This is a genomic window from Enterobacter sp. DVT3837 (genome assembly GCF_056238685.1).
Map to the genome: position 1 here is coordinate 2103878 of NZ_JBWDLA010000001.1, position 15902 is coordinate 2119779.

The window sequence follows — 15902 nt, forward strand, 5'->3', positions numbered from 1 at the left end:
CAATTCGCGTGCGCTACTGCGCATTACCCTTTAACGATAAATGCGTAAGCCACAAACGGGTATCAAACTCCAGCTGATGGTACTGCGGCTCCATATGGCAGCACAGGGAGTAAAACGCTTTGTCGTGCTCTTTCTCTTTCAGATGCGCCAGTTCGTGCACCACGATCATCCGCAGGAACGCTTCTGGTGCGTTACGAAATACGGTCGCAACCCGGATCTCCGCTTTGGCTTTCAGCTTGCCGCCCTGCACGCGGGAGATGGCGGTATGCAGGCCGAGGGCGTTTTTCAGCACGTGGATCTTGTTGTCGTACATTACCTTGTTGATCGGCGGCGCGCTCTTCAGATACCGGCTTTTCAGATCCTGCGTATACTGCCAGAGGGCTTTGTCGGTCGTGAAATCGTGGGTCCCGGGGTAGCGTTTTTCCAGCACCGCGCCGAGCCTCTGCCCGGCAATCAGGCTGCGAACCTGAGAAAGTAAATGCTCCGGGTAGCCCTGGAGATAAGTAAGTTGGTTCATCAACGCCCCAAATCGACAATAAAACGGTATACTCACGCACCCTTTTCAGGGATACGCCAAATTTTACCATTCAGGAGGGCCGATGAGCCACTTAGACAACGGTTTCCGTTCACTCAACCTTAAACGTTTCCCGGAAACGGACGACGTTAACCCACTTCAGGCGTGGGAAGCGGCAGATGAATATCTGCTGCAGCAGTTGGATGACACTGAAATCAGCGGCCCGGTTTTGATCCTGAATGATGCGTTTGGCGCGCTGGGCTGTGCGCTGGCGGAACATACGCCATACAGCATCGGCGATTCCTACTTAAGCGAGCTGGCGACGCGTGAAAACCTGCGCCATAACGACATCGAAGAGTCCAGCGTGAAGTTTCTCGACAGCACGGCGGAGTACCCGCAGGCGCCTGGCGTGGTGCTGATTAAAGTACCCAAAACCATGGCGTTGCTGGAGCAACAACTGAGCGCGCTGCGTAAAGTCGTCACCCCAGAAACCCGCATCATTGCAGGGGCCAAAGCGCGTGATATTCACACCTCGACGCTGGAGCTGTTTGAGAAAGTGCTCGGCCCAACCACGACCACGCTGGCGTGGAAAAAAGCGCGTCTGATCAACTGTACCTTCAGTGCACCGGAGCTGGCTGATGCGCCAGAGACGCTGAGCTGGAAGCTGGAAGGAACCGACTGGACTATCCACAACCACGCGAACGTCTTTTCCCGCACCGGTCTGGATATCGGGGCGCGTTTCTTTATCGAACATCTGCCGGAAAATCTGGAAGGCGAAATTGTAGATCTGGGCTGCGGTAACGGCGTAATTGGCCTGACGCTGCTGGCGAAAAACCCGCAAGCCAGCGTGGTGTTCAGCGATGAATCGCCAATGGCGGTGGCTTCCAGTCGTCTGAACGTAGAAACCAACATGCCAGAGGCGCTTGATCGCTGCGAGTTTATGATCAACAACGCGCTGTCGGGTGTGGAGCCTTTCCGCTTCAATGCCGTTCTGTGTAACCCGCCGTTCCACCAGAAGCACGCCCTGACGGATAACGTCGCCTGGGAGATGTTCCACCACGCGCGCCGTTGCCTGAAAATTAACGGCGAGCTGTACATCGTAGCGAACCGCCATCTGGACTACTTCCACAAGCTGAAGAAAATTTTCGGTAACTGCACCACGATTGCCACCAACAACAAATTCGTGGTGCTGAAATCCGTGAAGCTGGGCCGTCGTCGCTAAATCTTCAGTGCCAGCTGGGTGCCCTGCGCAATTGCGCGCCGTGCATCCAGCTCCATCGCCACATCACATCCGCCAATCAAATGCACCGTTTTGCCCGCTTCACGCAGCGGATCGGCCAGATCGCGCTTCGGTTCCTGCCCGGCACATAAAATCACATGATCAACCTGCAGCAGCTGCGGTTCACCGCCGATCAGCACGTGCAGCCCCTCATCATCGATCTTCTGATAACTGACCGCCGGGATCATCTTCACGCCGCGAGAGAGCAGGGTGGCGCGATGGATCCAGCCGGTGGTTTTGCCCAGTCCTTCGCCTGGTTTGCTGGCTTTACGCTGCAACATCACGATCTGACGCGGGCTTTTGGGGAGTTGCTGCCCTTCAGGGCGTAACCCACCGGACTGATTCAGGCTGGTGTCGATGCCCCATTCCACGCAAAACTCGGCAATATTCTGGCTGGTTGCTTCTCCCGGCTGGCTTAAATACATCGCGGTATCAAAACCGATCCCGCCGCAGCCGATAATCGCCACCTTTTCGCCGACCGGTACTTTGTCACGCAATACATCCAGGTAGCTCAACACTTTCGGGTGATCGACGCCCTCGATCGCTGGTGTACGCGGGGCGATCCCGCTCGCCAGGATCACTTCGTCAAAATCCACCAGATCGTCTGCCTTCACAAACTGGTTAAGACGCAGATCGACCCCTGTGAGTTCGATCATCCGGCGGTAGTAGCGCAGAGTTTCATAGAACTCCTCTTTGCCGGGGATCTGTTTGGCGATATTAAACTGTCCGCCGATCTCCGTTGCGGCATCAAACAGCGTCACGCTATGTCCCCGTGAGGCGGCATTCACCGCGAATGCCAGCCCTGCCGGACCCGCGCCGACCACGGCGAGGCGTTTTTGGTTGACCACCCGTACGACGGGCATTTTGGTTTCGTGGCAGGCGCGCGGGTTGACGAGACAAGAGGTGACTTTGCCGACGAAGATCTGATCCAGACACGCCTGGTTACAGCCGATGCAGGTGTTGATCTCATCCGCGCGGCCGCTCTGCGCTTTGGATAGCAGTTCGGCATCGGCCAGGAACGGACGTGCCATCGACACCATATCGGCATCGCCGCGTGAAATAACATCGTCCGCCACCTGCGGATCGTTAATACGGTTGGTGGTCACCAGCGGAATAGAGACTTTGCCTTTCAGCTTGCGCGTCACCCAGCTGAACGCCGCGCGTGGCACCGGCGTGGCGATGGTCGGAATGCGCGCTTCGTGCCAGCCGATGCCGGTGTTAATGATGGTTGCACCTGCGGTTTCAATCGCCTGTGCCAGTTGCACGGTTTCGTCTAATGTTCCTCCTCCCTCCACCAGATCGAGCATCGACAGGCGGAAGACGATAATAAAATCAGCACCCGCACGTTCACGCACGGCGCGCACCACTTCCACCGCAAAGCGCATGCGGCGGGCATAATCGCCACCCCATTCGTCGTCACGGTAGTTAGTGCGGGCGGCGAGGAATTCGTTAATCAGGTAGCCTTCTGAACCCATCACCTCGACGCCATCGTAGCCCGCTTCACGTGCCAGCGCGGCGCAGCGGGCAAAGTCATCGATCAGCGCCAGGATCTCGTCGTGGCTGAGGGCATGCGGTTTGAAGCGGTTAATGGGAGCCTGAATCGCCGAGGGGGCGACCAGATTCGGTTGATAGCTGTAGCGGCCGGTATGCAGGATTTGCAGGGCGATTTTCCCGCCTTCATTGTGCACCGCATCGGTCACAATGCGGTGGTGAGGCAGCTGTGACACATCGTTCAACACCGCACCGCCCTCCATGCCGACGCCGGAAGGCGCAGGCGCGACGCCACCAGTAACAATCAGCGCCACCCCGTGCCGGGCACGCTCGGCGTAGAAGGCCGCGAGACGTTCAGCCCCGTCCGGATGCTCCTCCAGACCGGTGTGCATAGAGCCCATTAACACGCGGTTTTTGAGCGTTGTGAACCCCAGATCAAGGGGGGCGAATAGCGACGGGTAGCGGCTCATAGTGTCTTCCAGTGTAAAATTATTGTTATGTGGTCGGATGAGTTACTAATTTAGCCAGCGTCAGCAGAAAGGTAAAAGCGGGATCAAATGATTGTGATAGAACTCAAAGAACTTCCCCGGTGGCGCTGCGCTTACCGGGGCTACAAAACTTAATCTCCCTCTCCCTCAGGGAGAGGGCCGGGGGGAGGGGGTGCGCACCAGCCCCGGAGCCTGCCACATCGACGTCGTCAGCCCGCTGTCCACCAGCCCAAGCTGGTCGGCATACACCGCCTGCCACTTCTGCATCATGCCGTCGTACAAGTCGCGGTGTTCCGGGTTCGGCGTAAACTCCCGGCTCCACTTCACCAGCCGCTCGCCCGTTGAGGCCATATCTGCAAACAGTCCCGCCCCCGTTCCGGCCGCAATCGCACAGCCCAGTGCCGTGGCCTCTTTCACTTCCGGAACGCGTACCGGCAGCCCGGTGACGTCGCTTAAAATCTGGCTCCACAAGGCACCTTTCGCTCCCCCACCGGCGAAGACGAGGCTCTCAAACGTCACGCCGGAAAAACGCGAAATCTGTGCCAGATTGCAGGCCGAAACAATTGCGGCGTTCTCTTCCAGCGCACGGAACAGCGTCGCCTTGTTGCACTTTTCCGGGTCGATAGAGAGGTTAATAAACGACGGCGCAGCGTGATACCACTGCTTAAAATGCATGGCATCGGAGAAGATCGGCATCACCCCATGTGAGCCCGCAGGCACGCGGCTGGCCATCTCTTCCAGCAGGGTGTAGGTATCCATGCCCATCCGCTCGGCAATCAGCTTTTCCTCTGCGCAGAAGGCATCACGGAACCAGCGCATAGTAAGCCCGGTGAAGAAGCTGATTGACTCCGCCTGAACCATGCCAGGAATAACGTGTGGGTTTACGCGGATATTCATCTCAGGATCGGTTCGTACCTGCGGAAGGTTGACCACCTGTTGCCAGAACGTCCCGCCTAACACTGCCGTTTGCCCGGCGCGCACCACGCCCAGCCCCAGACACCCAAGCTGCACGTCACCACCGCCCATCACCACCGGCGTCCCTTCGCGCAGACCGCTCTGCTGTGCGGCGGCTTTGGCGATCGTGCCCAGCACGGTGCCGGTTTCTTTTACCGGGGAGAGGATATCGGCGCGCAGCCCGGCCATGTCCAGCAGTGCGGGTCGCCAGTCACGGGAGAACAGATCCAACATGCCGGTCGTGCCCGCGTTCGACGGATCTACCGCCAGCTCGCCGGAGAGCTTCGCCGCCAGCCAGTCGCTAATCATGGTGATGGTCGCCGCTTTGCGGTAGATATCCGGACGATGGTGCGCCAGCCACAGCAGGCGCGGCATGGCGCTCAGGGCCAGGGTCTGGCCGGAGACGTCATACACTTCGGATTCAAAACGGTCGTCGTGGATCTCTTTGAGTTCAGCCACCTCGCGGCTGGCGCGGGCATCGACGTTGGCGCAGGCCCAGATGGCTTCGCCGTTGCGATCATACAGAACTATTCCCTCGCGCATGGAGCAGCAGGCAACGGACTGAATATCCGCCGCGCTCAGTCGCGCGCGCTCCAGCGCCTGGCGAATGCACTGGCAGGTGAGCTGCCAGTTGGTGTCGAGGTCAAATTCCATCGAGCCCGGCACGTTCTCCACGCTCAGGTGTTTCCACTCGGCCTGGCCGACGGCAATCTGGTTGCCCTGCAAATCAAAAATAACGGCGCGAACGCTGCCTGTCCCTGCATCTAACGCTAAAAGGTAACTCATGAGCTTGCCTCGTGTCAGGCGCAGGGCTGCTCTTATCCGGCCAGAGCCAGCACCGCGCGGGCTGTCGTCTCTTCCGTCACCAGGCCATTGATACGGCGACCTTTGAGTGCGGCATAAATCGCATCGGCTTTCTCTTCACCTCCGGCCACGCCAACGATGGTGGGCAACTGCGCCAGTTCATCGAGCGTGACGCCCAGTAATTCTTTATGGATCTCCAGCTCCTCGACGCATTCCCCTTCGGCATTCAGGAAGTAACCGAGAATGTCCCCCACCGCGCCTTTGCGGGCATACATCAGCTGTTCGCCTTCGCTGATATAGCCAGAGCGCAAGATCGTCGCGTCACGGCGCTGGTTCACGGAACCAATCCCCACCACTGCGACATCAGCCGCCTTCGCGGCGAGGATCACGTCCCGCACGCTGGTTTCGCGTTTTAAGATCCCGGCAACAGAAGCGGATGAAACGCGAAGCGGGGCAGGGATCATACTGACGCTACAGGCCGCATCGAGCTGGCCGATGCCGGTCATATACGGCCCGACACCACCGGAGAGCGTCACCAGACGGATCTGCTGCGAGCTAATAAAACCGCTTAAGTGCTGCAGGCTGCTCATGGTGGTTTCACCAAATCCCACCGCTAAAAGCTGTCCGGGTTCCAGCACGCCCATCAGCGACTGCGCGGCACCAATGCCCAGTCGGACGTTCATTGGCGGCGTATTCAGGGCAGGCATCACGCGCACCAGCTTGAGCCCAAAACGCTGCTGCAATTCGGTTTCCAGCGCCAGACAGCCCTCATAACGAGAGTTGATCTGCACGCGTATCACTCCGGACTGGCGGCCCTTTTCCAGCAGGCGCGAGATCTTCAGACGCGGCAATCCGAGCCGTTCGCCAATATCGTTCTGGGTCAATCCATCGTGGTAGTAACACCACGCCACGCGAGCCACCAGCTCCTCTTCCGCCAGCGCCAGCCCGGCAAACCGACCTTCTTCCGCAGTGCGTTTATCGCTCATAATTGAACTCTTATAAAAATTTAGATCATATGTTCGTGATGACGCGGGTGGAAAGTGTGAGCCGCGCGGCAAAACGGATCTTTTAGTTTGTTTCGGGTTTATCTGGATCTTAATCAATAAAACTGTGATCCCTGCACGGTTGTAAATATAGTTCACCGTCTACGCTTTTGAACATTATTAAATCTAAAAATCATTTGTTCAATGGCGGGGCGATGATGACCTTACTTCTCGAAGCGCGTGATATCTGCAAGCAATTCTCCGGCGTGCCGGTCTTAAAAGGCATTGATTTCACGCTGTTTGCGGGTCAGGTGCATGCGCTGATGGGCGGTAATGGCGCGGGGAAATCGACGCTGATGAAGATCATTGCCGGGGTGGAGACGCCGGACAGCGGTGAACTTTCGGTATCCGGACAGTCATTTGCGCGGCTTACCCCAGCGCAGGCACACAAGCTCGGCATTTATCTGGTGCCGCAGGAGCCATTGCTGTTTCCCAACCTGACGGTGCGGGAAAACATCCTTTTTCGCCTGCCGCGTGAACGCGATCTGGATAAACGCCTGGCGGAGAAACTTCGCCAGTTGCAGTGCCAGCTTAATCTGGATGCCACTGCCAGCACCCTGGAGGTGGCGGATCAACAGATGGTGGAGATCCTCCGCGGGCTGATGCGCAACGCGACGATCCTGATCCTCGACGAACCCACGGCTTCCCTCACGCCCGGCGAAACCGAGCGGTTGTTCCGGCAGATCCGCGCCCTGCAGGATCTCGGTGTTGGCATTGTCTTTATCTCGCATAAATTGCCGGAAATCCGCACGCTTTCGAGTCACGTCTCGGTAATGCGAGACGGCGCGGTGGTACTCAGCGGCGAAACTGCGCAGTTTGACGATAGCGCCCTGATCGCCGCCATGACGCCGGTGAGCCGGGAAAAAGGCTTAAGCGATGCACAAAAACTGTGGCTGGCGCTGCCGGGCAACCGCCGCACCCAGCCGCAGGATTTCCCGGTGTTGCGCGTGGAAGATCTCACCGGGGAAGGTTTTATCGATCTGAATCTGGATATTTACGCAGGCGAGATCGTCGGTCTTGCCGGGCTGGTGGGGTCCGGACGCACCGAGCTAGCCGAAACCCTATACGGCTTGCGTCCTGTGCGCGGCGGCCGCGTCTGGCTCGAAAATCAGGAGATCACCGACGATCCGGTATTTTCACGGCTCGATAAAGGTCTGGTATATCTGCCGGAAGATCGGCAGGTTTCCGGCTTATTTCTGGATGCGCCTGTCCGCTGGAACACCGTGGCGCTGAACGAACCTTCCCTCTGGCAGCAGCGCAAGCGGGAATCTGCGGTGGTGGAGCGTTACCACCGGGCGCTGGGGATCAAGCTTAACCATGCGGAGCAAACCGTGCGCACACTCTCCGGGGGCAACCAGCAGAAGGTGCTGCTGGCGCGCTGTCTGGAGGCCAATCCGTTACTGCTGATTGTTGATGAGCCGACGCGCGGCGTGGATGTCTCGGCACGCGCCGATATCTATCAACTGCTCAAAAGCGTGGCGGCACAGAACGTGGCGGTGTTGATGATCTCAAGCGATCTCGATGAGTTTCCCGGGCTTGCTGACCGGGTGCTGGTGATGCACCAGGGCGTACTCAGCGGCGAATTGCCGCGCCACGCCGTCAGCCTCGACAGAATGATGGCGCTGGCGTTTGGAGGGCAATCATGAAGACCTTACTGAAAAACCGCGAGCTGAGCGCCTTTCTGGCGATCCTCGCCCTGTTTGCTGTGCTGGTGGCGCTCAATCCTGGGTATTTCAGCCTGCAGACGCTGGGGATGATCTTCGCCAGTTCGCAAATTCTGATCCTGCTGGCACTCGGTGCCGCGCTGGTGATGCTGACCCGCAATATTGATGTCTCTGTGGGTTCGACCGTCGGGCTGTCTGCCATTGCCGTGGGCGTGGCGCTTAACAGCGGCTACACCTTGTCGGTATCCATGCTTTTTGCGTTATCGGTTGGGGCGCTGGCGGGGGCATTCAACGGTTTTCTGGTCGTGGGCCTGCGCATCCCGGCGATTGTCGCCACGCTCGGTACGCTGGGGCTGTATCGTGGGGCGATGCTGCTCTGGACGGGCGGGAAGTGGATTGAAGGGCTGCCGCCGCAGCTGAAATCTCTCTCTGAACCTGTCGCCTTCGGTATATCACCGCTCGGTATGGTGGTGCTGTTTTTCGCGGCGGCAGGGGCGTGGACGCTGTCGCGCACCGCCTTTGGTCGTGATTTTTATGCCGTTGGCGATAACCTGGCAGCCGCGCGCCAGTTGGGTGTGGCGGTGAATCGCACGCGGATGATCGCCTTCACGCTGAACGGCATGCTGGCGGCCTGTGCCGGGATTGTCTTTGCCGCGCAGATCGGTTTTGTGCCGAACCAGACCGGAAGCGGGCTGGAGATGAAAGCTATCGCCGCCTGCGTGCTCGGCGGTATTTCGCTTTTGGGTGGCACGGGCACGCTAATTGGCGCGTTACTTGGCGCCTTCTTCCTGACGCAAATCGACACCGTGCTGGTGTTGTTTAAGCTCCCGGCCTGGTGGAACGACTTTATTGCCGGGCTGGTGCTACTTGGCGTGCTGGTGCTCGACGGACGTCTGCGCCAGGCGCTGGCGCGCCATCAGCGGGCGCTGAAGTACAGCCGTTTCCAGCCGGGAAACAAAGGGGGAAAGCACGTCACCCCGTTTCCGAAACGCAAAAAAGAGGTGGCGTAAATGAAGCTTAACTGGGAAAGCACGCTGCTGATTTTACTGGTGCTGGAGATCCTGCTTTTTGGTGCCATCAACCCGCGTATGCTGGATATCAATATGTTGCTGTTCAGCACCAGCGATTTCATCTGCATTGGCATTGTGGCACTGCCGCTGACGCTGGTGATTATCAGCGGCGGGATCGATATCTCCCTCGGCTCGACCATTGGCCTGTGCGCCATCGCGCTGGGAGTGATGATGCAGTCGGGGTGGCCGATGGCGGTGGCAATTCCGCTGACCTTACTGCTCGGCCTGCTGTGCGGTTTATTCAACGCCGCGCTTATCCACTACACCGGCATTAGCCCACTGGTGATCACTCTCGGCACGCTCTACCTCTACGGCGGCGGGGCGCTGCTGCTCTCCGGTATGGCGGGGGCGACGGGCTATGAGGGCATCGGTGGCTTCCCGGACAGCTTTACCGCATTCGCTAACCTCACACTTCTCGGCTTGCCGCTCCCGCTGGTGCTGTTCGCGGCGATCACCGTTTTCTTCTGGCTGATTACCCATCGCGGGCGCTTTGGCCGTCATCTGTTTCTGATTGGGCAAAACCCGCGCGCAGCGCGCTATGCGGCGCTGTCGGTCAACGGCATGCCGTACGTGCTGTATGGCCTGGTCGGGGTTGCCTCGGCGATTGCCGCGCTGGTGATGGTCTCCTATTTCGGTTCCGCGCGCTCGGATTTAGGGCGCGATTTACTGATGCCTGCACTGACCGCCGCTGTACTTGGTGGGGCCAATATCTACGGCGGTTCAGGTTCGGTAATCGGTACTGCACTGGCGGCACTGCTGGTGGGGTATCTGCAACAGGGTTTACAGATGGTCGGCATCCCCAACCAGGTGTCGAGCGCGCTGTCAGGGGCGCTGTTGGTTGTGGTGGTGATGGGACGTTCGTTGAGTCTGCACCGTGACTGGGTGCGATCTCTCTTCACAAAACTACCCGGAGCGTAAGATGAAAACAAAACTGATAGTCCTGGCGATGGCCCTTAGCATCGCATCGGCGCAGGCGGCGGACCGCATTGCCTTTATCCCGAAACTGGTGGGCGTGGGTTTCTTCACCAGCGGCGGCAACGGTGCAAAAGAGGCGGGAAAAGATCTGGGTGTGGATGTCACCTACGATGGCCCGACCGAGCCAAGCGTCTCTGGCCAGGTGCAGCTCATCAATAACTTCGTTAACCAGGGATATAACGCGATTATCGTCTCCGCCGTGTCACCGGATGGCCTTTGTCCGGCGCTGAAGCGCGCGATGCAGCGCGGCGTAAAAGTCCTGACCTGGGACTCCGACACCAAACCGGAGTGCCGCAGCATTTACATCAACCAGGGAACGCCGGAACAGCTTGGTGGCCTGCTGGTGGAGATGGCATCGAAGCAAGTGACGAAACCGAATGCCAAAGTGGCGTTCTTCTACTCCAGCCCTACCGTCACCGACCAGAACCAGTGGGTGAAAGAGGCGAAAGCCAAAATCGAGAAAGATCATCCTCAGTGGCAGATCGTCACCACGCAGTTTGGCTATAACGATGCCACCAAATCCCTGCAAACCGCAGAGGGGATCTTAAAAGCGTATCCGGATCTGGATGCGATCATCGCCCCGGATGCCAACGCGTTGCCTGCGGCAGCGCAGGCGGCGGAAAACCTCAAGCGGGAGGGGGTGGCGATCGTTGGTTTTAGTACGCCGAACGTGATGCGTCCGTACGTTGAGCGCGGCACGGTGAAAGCCTTCGGTCTGTGGGATGTCGTGCAGCAAGGCAAAATTGCGGTCAATGTCGCCGATCGTTTACTGAAAAAAGGCGATCTTAACGTTGGCGACAGCGTGGACGTAAAAAATATCGGGGCGCTGAAGGTCGAGCCGAACAGCGTGCAGGGCTACCAGTATGAAGCGAAGGGCAACGGCATTGTGCTGCTGCCGGAGCGTGTGGTGTTCACCAAAGAGAACATCAATAAATATGATTTCTGACGGGGGAGCAAATGGCTGATTTAGACGACATCAAAGACGGTAAAGATTTTGGCATTGGCACCCCGCAGCAGAACGTGCCGTTCACCCTGAAAGGCTGCGGCTCGCTGGACTGGGGCATGCAGTCCAGGCTGGCGCGCATCTTCAACCCGAAAAGCAACCGCACGGTGATGCTGGCCTTTGATCACGGCTATTTCCAGGGGCCGACCACCGGTCTTGAGCGTATCGATCTTTCGATTGCCCCGCTGTTTGGTGAAACCGACGTGCTGATGTGCACCCGCGGTATCTTGCGGAGCACCGTACCTGCCGCGACGAACAAACCGGTGGTGCTGCGCGCCTCCGGCGGTAACTCTATTCTGGGTGAACTCTCCAACGAGTGCGTGGCGGTAGCGATGGAAGACGCGCTGCGCCTGAACGTCTGCGCGGTGGCGGCACAGGTGTACATCGGCAGCGAGTTCGAGCATCAGTCGATCAACAACATCATCAAGCTTGTCGATGCGGGCGCGCGCTACGGCATGCCGACGCTGGCAGTGACGGGCGTGGGCAAGGAGATGGCGCGCGACGCACGCTATTTCTCGCTGGCCAGCCGCATTGCCGCAGAAATGGGGGCGCAGTTCGTCAAAACCTATTATGTGGACGAAGGCTTTGAAAAAGTGACCGCCAGCTGCCCGGTGCCGATCGTCATCGCCGGGGGCAAAAAACTGCCGGAGCATGAGGCGCTGGAGATGTGCTGGCGGGCTATCGACCAGGGCGCATCCGGTGTGGATATGGGACGTAATATCTTCCAGTCCAGCGCGCCGCTGGCGATGCTGAAAGCGGTGAAGAAAGTGGTTCACGAGAATATGAGCGCTCGGGATGCGTTCCAGTTCTGGCAGGAAGAGAAACAGGGAGAAGCAAAATGAACGTGACGTTAGTGGAGATCAACATCAAGCCTGAACGGGTGGACGAGTTTCTGGAAGTATTTCGCGCCAACCACGAAGGGGCGATCCAGGAGCCGGGAAACCTGCGTTTTGACGTGTTGCAAGATCCAAGGGTGAAAACCCGGTTCTTTATCTACGAGGCCTATAAAGACGAGGAGGCGGTGCTGGCGCATAAGCAAACCCCGCATTATCTGGCGTGCGTGGATAAGCTCGAGGAGTTGATGTCAGAGCCGCGCAAAAAACGCAGTTTTGTGGGTTTGTTACCGGAGTAAAAACTTTCCCCCTCCAACGGGGAGGGGGAATTCAGATCACGCTTCTTCCACGCTCACCCGCAGCGCTGCCAGCGCTTTACGCGCCGCTTTCAGCACCTGCTCACACTGCTCAATGGTCAGCGTCAACGGTGGTTCAACACGGATGGTTTTCGAGTTGTTGAGCGTCCCGGCCACCAGTACCCGCTGGCGGAACATCTCGCTTGCGAAGCTATAACCGATTTCGTTATCAACAAACTCAATTGCCATCAGCATCCCTTTGCCGCGTGCGTCCTGAACCAGATCCGGGTATTCCCGTCCTAACTGGCGGAAGCCGTCCAGCAGCATGTCACCTTTCTGCTCCGCCTGAGCAGGCAGGTTTTGATCCAGCAGCACGTTGATGGTCGCCAGCGCCGCTGCACAGGCCAGCGGATTACCGCCAAAGGTTGTGGTGTGCAGGAAGGGGTTTCCGAACAGCACAGAGAATACTTCCTCGGTAGCAACCGTCGCGCCAATCGGCATCACGCCGCCGCCGAGCGCTTTCGCAAGACACAGAATATCCGGCTGAACGTTCTCGTGCTCGCAGGCAAACATCTTGCCGGTACGCCCCATCCCGGTCTGGACTTCATCGAGGATCAGTAGTGCGCCAAACTCATCGCACAGCTGACGCACGGCAGGCAGATAACCCTGCGGAGGGAGGATCACACCGCCTTCACCCTGAATCGGCTCCAGGATCACCGCCGCCACGTCATCACCGGTTTTACGGCATTCGCTCAGCACGGTGCGCATAGCGTTAATGTCACCAAACGGCACGTGGCGGAAGCCCGGCAGCAGCGGCATAAACGGTTTACGGAAGGTGGATTTAGCGGTAGCAGACAGTGCACCCAAAGATTTACCGTGGAACGCGCCGCTGGTGGCGATAAAGGTGAATTTCCCGCGCGGCGACTGGTACGCTTTGGCGAGTTTAATCGCCGCTTCGACCGATTCCGTGCCGCTGTTGCTAAAGAAGCTGTACTTCAGTTTGCCGGGCGTTAAGGCCGCCAGCGTTTTCGCGAGCATGGCGCGAAGCGGGTCGAGCAGTTCCTGGCTATGGAGAGGTTGTTTCGCAAGTTGATTCTGTACGGCGGAAACCACAACTGGATTACGGTGCCCCACGTTGAAGATACCAAAACCACCAAGGCAATCGATAAACTCCTGTCCCTGGGTGTCGACAAGCGTGTTCAGACTCCCCGCTTGCCACTCTACGGCTCCGTAATCCCCGCCGGCGGTAACAGATTTGCGATACTCCAGAAAACCTGGATTGACGTGCTCTTTAAAGTAATCGATGACCTCTCGGTTAAGTTGTTTCATCTCCTCATGATCAAGCGTTCGCTTCTCAATGAGATTCAATGCGTGCGCGGTACAGGCAAGAGCCGAGGCGCTGGAAGGTAACCTGTTCAAAATGTGCTCCCGGGGATCGCGTATCACATGATACTGCGTTAAGTATTGCAGGGATTACGCCACTTCAGCTGACTTAACGAAAATCGGGATAAACGCCAGGTTAAAATTATGTTGCACAATATTTAATCATGCCGATACAACCGAAACGGGATTTCGCTATCCAGGGCAGCGAGCTTAAAAAGACGCGGGAAAAGGCAATCGCACCAAAGTGGGGCATTTGCTGCTACTTAAGTGGGCGTTAACACATCATGCTTTGCAGGTAATTTCTTTACGAAAGTATTTGAAATCAATGAATTATAAAATCTCACAAAAAGTGCGGTTTAAGTGAAATCTGCGATCTCTATCAAGTTTAACAACTAAAGATAAATTGTTTACCGCCGAAAAAACATAAATCCACAAAATTAACATTCAAATAACCTGCAAGGGATGCTCACGATGTCTTCTCCAATCTATGTCAGCCAGAATGAATATCCTCTGGATGATGACACCACCTTAATGTCTACCACAGACATCCATAGCTACATTACACACGCTAACGACACGTTTGTGCAGGTGAGCGGTTATGAGCTCGACGCGCTGACGGGCCAGCCGCACAATATGGTGCGCCACCCGGATATGCCAAAGGCGGCATTTGCCGATATGTGGTACACCCTGCAACAGGGCGAGCCGTGGAGCGGGATTGTCAAAAACCGACGTAAAAACGGCGACCACTACTGGGTTCGTGCTAACGCAGTGCCGATGGTGCGTCACGGGCAGGTGACGGGCTATATGTCCATCCGCACCAGAGCCACGGAACAAGAGATTGCCACCGTGGAGCCTCTCTACCGGGCGCTGAATGACGGAAGCTGTAAGAAACGTATTCATAAAGGGCTGGTGGTACGTAAAGGCTGGTTGGGGAAACTCCCGGCAATGCCGCTGCGCTGGCGCGTTCGCAGCGTGATGGCGGCGCTTTTTGCTGTGCTCGCGGCCACGCTGGTCACGACTTCCGCAGGCTGGATACCGATCGCGGCGGCTGCGGTGGTGATGCTGCTGGGAACGCTGATGTTTGAGCAGCAGATTGTCCGTCCGGTAGAGAACGTGGCGCGCCAGGCGTTGAAAGTGGCGACCGGTGAGCGCAACAGCGTACAGCACCTGAACCGCAGCGACGAACTGGGGCTCACCTTGCGTGCGGTAGGACAACTGGGGCTGATGTGCCGCTGGTTAATCAATGACGTATCAAGCCAGGTGGTGAGCGTGCGCGATGGTAGCGACAAGCTTGCGCAGGGTAATGAAGATTTGAACGATCGCACGCGCCAGACCGTAGCGAATGTACAGCAGACCGTCGCGACAATGAACCAGATGGCGGCTTCTGTTCAGAGTAACTCTGAAACCGCCGCAGAAGTGGACAAACTTTCCGTGGCCGCAAGCAGTGCGGCAACGAAGGGGGGGAATGCGATGCAGACCGTGGTGAAAACCATGGATGATATCGCCGACAGCACGCAGCGCATTGGTTCGATTACCTCCTTGATTAATGACATCGCTTTCCAGACCAATATTCTGGCGCTCAACGCGGCGGTTGAAGCAGCAAGGGCGGGTGAACAGGGCAAAGGTTTTGCCGTGGTCGCGGGCGAAGTTCGCCATCTCGCCAGCCGCAGCGCCAGTGCGGCTAATGATATTCGTAAGCTCATTGATGCCAGCGCCAGCAAGGTGCAGTCCGGCTCTGAACAGGTTCACGCCGCAGGCCGTACAATGGATGACATCGTTGAGCAGGTGAAAAACGTGACCCAGCTTATTGCCCAGATTAGCCACGCGACCTCCGAGCAGGCAACTGGATTGTCTGAGTTAACCCGTGCCGTGGCAGAGCTGGACAGCATCACGCAGAAAAACGCCGACCTGGTCGAGGAGAGCGCACACATTTCCGCCATGGTGAAACACCGCGCCGGACGTCTTAAGGATGCGGTGACGGTTCTCCATTGAGTGGGTCATGTTCCAGAAAAGCCGTTTATTCCCTACGGGGTAAACGGCTTTATTATTTGAGGTTGTAATTATTGATGTGTTTTATTGTTAATTTAATATTAAATAACTAAAAA

13 protein-coding genes are annotated in these 15902 nt (G+C 57.5%); 8 read left to right on the plus strand and 5 right to left on the minus strand.

Annotated elements, in window-relative coordinates; translation table 11 throughout:
- Positions 1 to 13: 13 nt before the first annotated feature.
- Entirely contained in the window at positions 14 to 517 is a 504-nt protein-coding gene (locus AC0XWG_RS10325; protein WP_475680559.1) for a YgjP-like metallopeptidase domain-containing protein, read from the minus strand.
- Positions 518 to 599: 82 nt separating this feature from the next.
- On the opposite strand from AC0XWG_RS10325, the gene rlmG reads away from it, so the two are divergent.
- Positions 600 to 1736 carry a 23S rRNA (guanine(1835)-N(2))-methyltransferase RlmG gene (gene rlmG, locus AC0XWG_RS10330; protein ID WP_475680560.1) on the plus strand — a complete coding sequence of 379 codons (1137 nt, stop codon included), beginning with the start codon at positions 600 to 602 and terminating at the stop codon, positions 1734 to 1736.
- Here rlmG and AC0XWG_RS10335 read toward each other — a convergent pair.
- The 3 genes from AC0XWG_RS10335 to lsrR form a co-directional block, all read right to left on the minus strand.
- On the minus strand, positions 1733 to 3754 hold the full coding sequence (locus AC0XWG_RS10335) for an oxidoreductase (protein ID WP_475680561.1): 2022 nt from the start codon (positions 3752 to 3754) through the stop codon (positions 1733 to 1735). The two genes, rlmG and AC0XWG_RS10335, sit on opposite strands and share 4 nt — an antisense overlap.
- A gap of 165 nt (positions 3755 to 3919) precedes the next feature.
- On the minus strand, positions 3920 to 5512 hold the full coding sequence (gene lsrK / locus AC0XWG_RS10340; protein ID WP_475680562.1) for an autoinducer-2 kinase: 1593 nt from the start codon (positions 5510 to 5512) through the stop codon (positions 3920 to 3922).
- A 32-nt stretch (positions 5513 to 5544) separates the two neighbouring features.
- Complete coding sequence (gene lsrR, locus AC0XWG_RS10345) at positions 5545 to 6516, minus strand: transcriptional regulator LsrR (protein WP_028017113.1); 972 nt, start codon at positions 6514 to 6516, stop codon at positions 5545 to 5547.
- 215 nt (positions 6517 to 6731) lie between these two features.
- Here lsrR and lsrA point away from each other — a divergent pair, with 215 nt between their 5' ends.
- The 6 genes from lsrA to lsrG are packed head-to-tail and all read left to right on the plus strand — an operon-like array spanning position 6732 to position 12417.
- Positions 6732 to 8219 (plus strand): autoinducer 2 ABC transporter ATP-binding protein LsrA, encoded by a 1488-nt coding sequence (lsrA, locus tag AC0XWG_RS10350; protein WP_475680773.1) that lies wholly within the window; start codon positions 6732 to 6734, stop codon positions 8217 to 8219.
- Positions 8216 to 9247: an autoinducer 2 ABC transporter permease LsrC gene (gene lsrC, locus AC0XWG_RS10355; RefSeq protein ID WP_475680563.1), complete on the plus strand. Its 1032-nt coding sequence runs from the start codon at positions 8216 to 8218 to the stop codon at positions 9245 to 9247. Before lsrA ends, lsrC begins: the two co-directional genes overlap by 4 nt.
- The gene (lsrD, locus tag AC0XWG_RS10360; protein ID WP_128348162.1) at positions 9248 to 10225 is read left to right on the plus strand and encodes an autoinducer 2 ABC transporter permease LsrD; all 978 of its coding nucleotides are present in this window, start codon (positions 9248 to 9250) and stop codon (positions 10223 to 10225) included. It abuts the gene before it with no gap.
- Between the two features lies 1 nt (position 10226).
- A complete protein-coding gene (gene lsrB / locus AC0XWG_RS10365) occupies positions 10227 to 11228 on the plus strand; it encodes an autoinducer 2 ABC transporter substrate-binding protein LsrB (protein WP_028017117.1) in 1002 nt (333 codons plus the stop codon).
- Positions 11229 to 11239: 11 nt separating this feature from the next.
- The gene (gene lsrF / locus AC0XWG_RS10370; protein ID WP_028017118.1) at positions 11240 to 12127 is read left to right on the plus strand and encodes a 3-hydroxy-5-phosphonooxypentane-2,4-dione thiolase; all 888 of its coding nucleotides are present in this window, start codon (positions 11240 to 11242) and stop codon (positions 12125 to 12127) included.
- Positions 12124 to 12417, plus strand: a complete 294-nt coding sequence (lsrG, locus tag AC0XWG_RS10375) for a (4S)-4-hydroxy-5-phosphonooxypentane-2,3-dione isomerase (RefSeq protein ID WP_008503162.1) — start codon at positions 12124 to 12126, stop codon at positions 12415 to 12417. Before lsrF ends, lsrG begins: the two co-directional genes overlap by 4 nt.
- A 36-nt stretch (positions 12418 to 12453) precedes the next feature.
- On the opposite strand, the gene ygjG is transcribed toward lsrG, so the two are convergent.
- A complete protein-coding gene (gene ygjG / locus AC0XWG_RS10380; RefSeq protein ID WP_049007648.1) occupies positions 12454 to 13833 on the minus strand; it encodes a putrescine aminotransferase in 1380 nt (459 codons plus the stop codon).
- Between the two features lie 435 nt (positions 13834 to 14268).
- Between ygjG and AC0XWG_RS10385 the strand changes: the two genes are divergently transcribed.
- Positions 14269 to 15789, plus strand: a complete 1521-nt coding sequence (locus AC0XWG_RS10385) for a methyl-accepting chemotaxis protein (RefSeq protein WP_134708013.1) — start codon at positions 14269 to 14271, stop codon at positions 15787 to 15789.
- Positions 15790 to 15902: the final 113 nt, after the last annotated feature.

Coding starts and splice junctions, on each gene's coding strand:
- lsrC (WP_475680563.1), top strand. CDS start 8,216: ATGAAGACCTTACTGAAAAACCGCGAGCTGAGCGCCTTTCTGGCGATC.
- lsrB (WP_028017117.1), top strand. CDS start 10,227: ATGAAAACAAAACTGATAGTCCTGGCGATGGCCCTTAGCATCGCATCG.
- AC0XWG_RS10325 (WP_475680559.1), bottom strand. CDS start 517: ATGAACCAACTTACTTATCTCCAGGGCTACCCGGAGCATTTACTTTCT.
- lsrK (WP_475680562.1), bottom strand. CDS start 5,512: ATGAGTTACCTTTTAGCGTTAGATGCAGGGACAGGCAGCGTTCGCGCC.
- lsrR (WP_028017113.1), bottom strand. CDS start 6,516: ATGAGCGATAAACGCACTGCGGAAGAAGGTCGGTTTGCCGGGCTGGCG.
- lsrA (WP_475680773.1), top strand. CDS start 6,732: ATGACCTTACTTCTCGAAGCGCGTGATATCTGCAAGCAATTCTCCGGC.
- AC0XWG_RS10385 (WP_134708013.1), top strand. CDS start 14,269: ATGTCTTCTCCAATCTATGTCAGCCAGAATGAATATCCTCTGGATGAT.
- lsrF (WP_028017118.1), top strand. CDS start 11,240: ATGGCTGATTTAGACGACATCAAAGACGGTAAAGATTTTGGCATTGGC.
- lsrD (WP_128348162.1), top strand. CDS start 9,248: ATGAAGCTTAACTGGGAAAGCACGCTGCTGATTTTACTGGTGCTGGAG.
- lsrG (WP_008503162.1), top strand. CDS start 12,124: ATGAACGTGACGTTAGTGGAGATCAACATCAAGCCTGAACGGGTGGAC.
- rlmG (WP_475680560.1), top strand. CDS start 600: ATGAGCCACTTAGACAACGGTTTCCGTTCACTCAACCTTAAACGTTTC.
- AC0XWG_RS10335 (WP_475680561.1), bottom strand. CDS start 3,754: ATGAGCCGCTACCCGTCGCTATTCGCCCCCCTTGATCTGGGGTTCACA.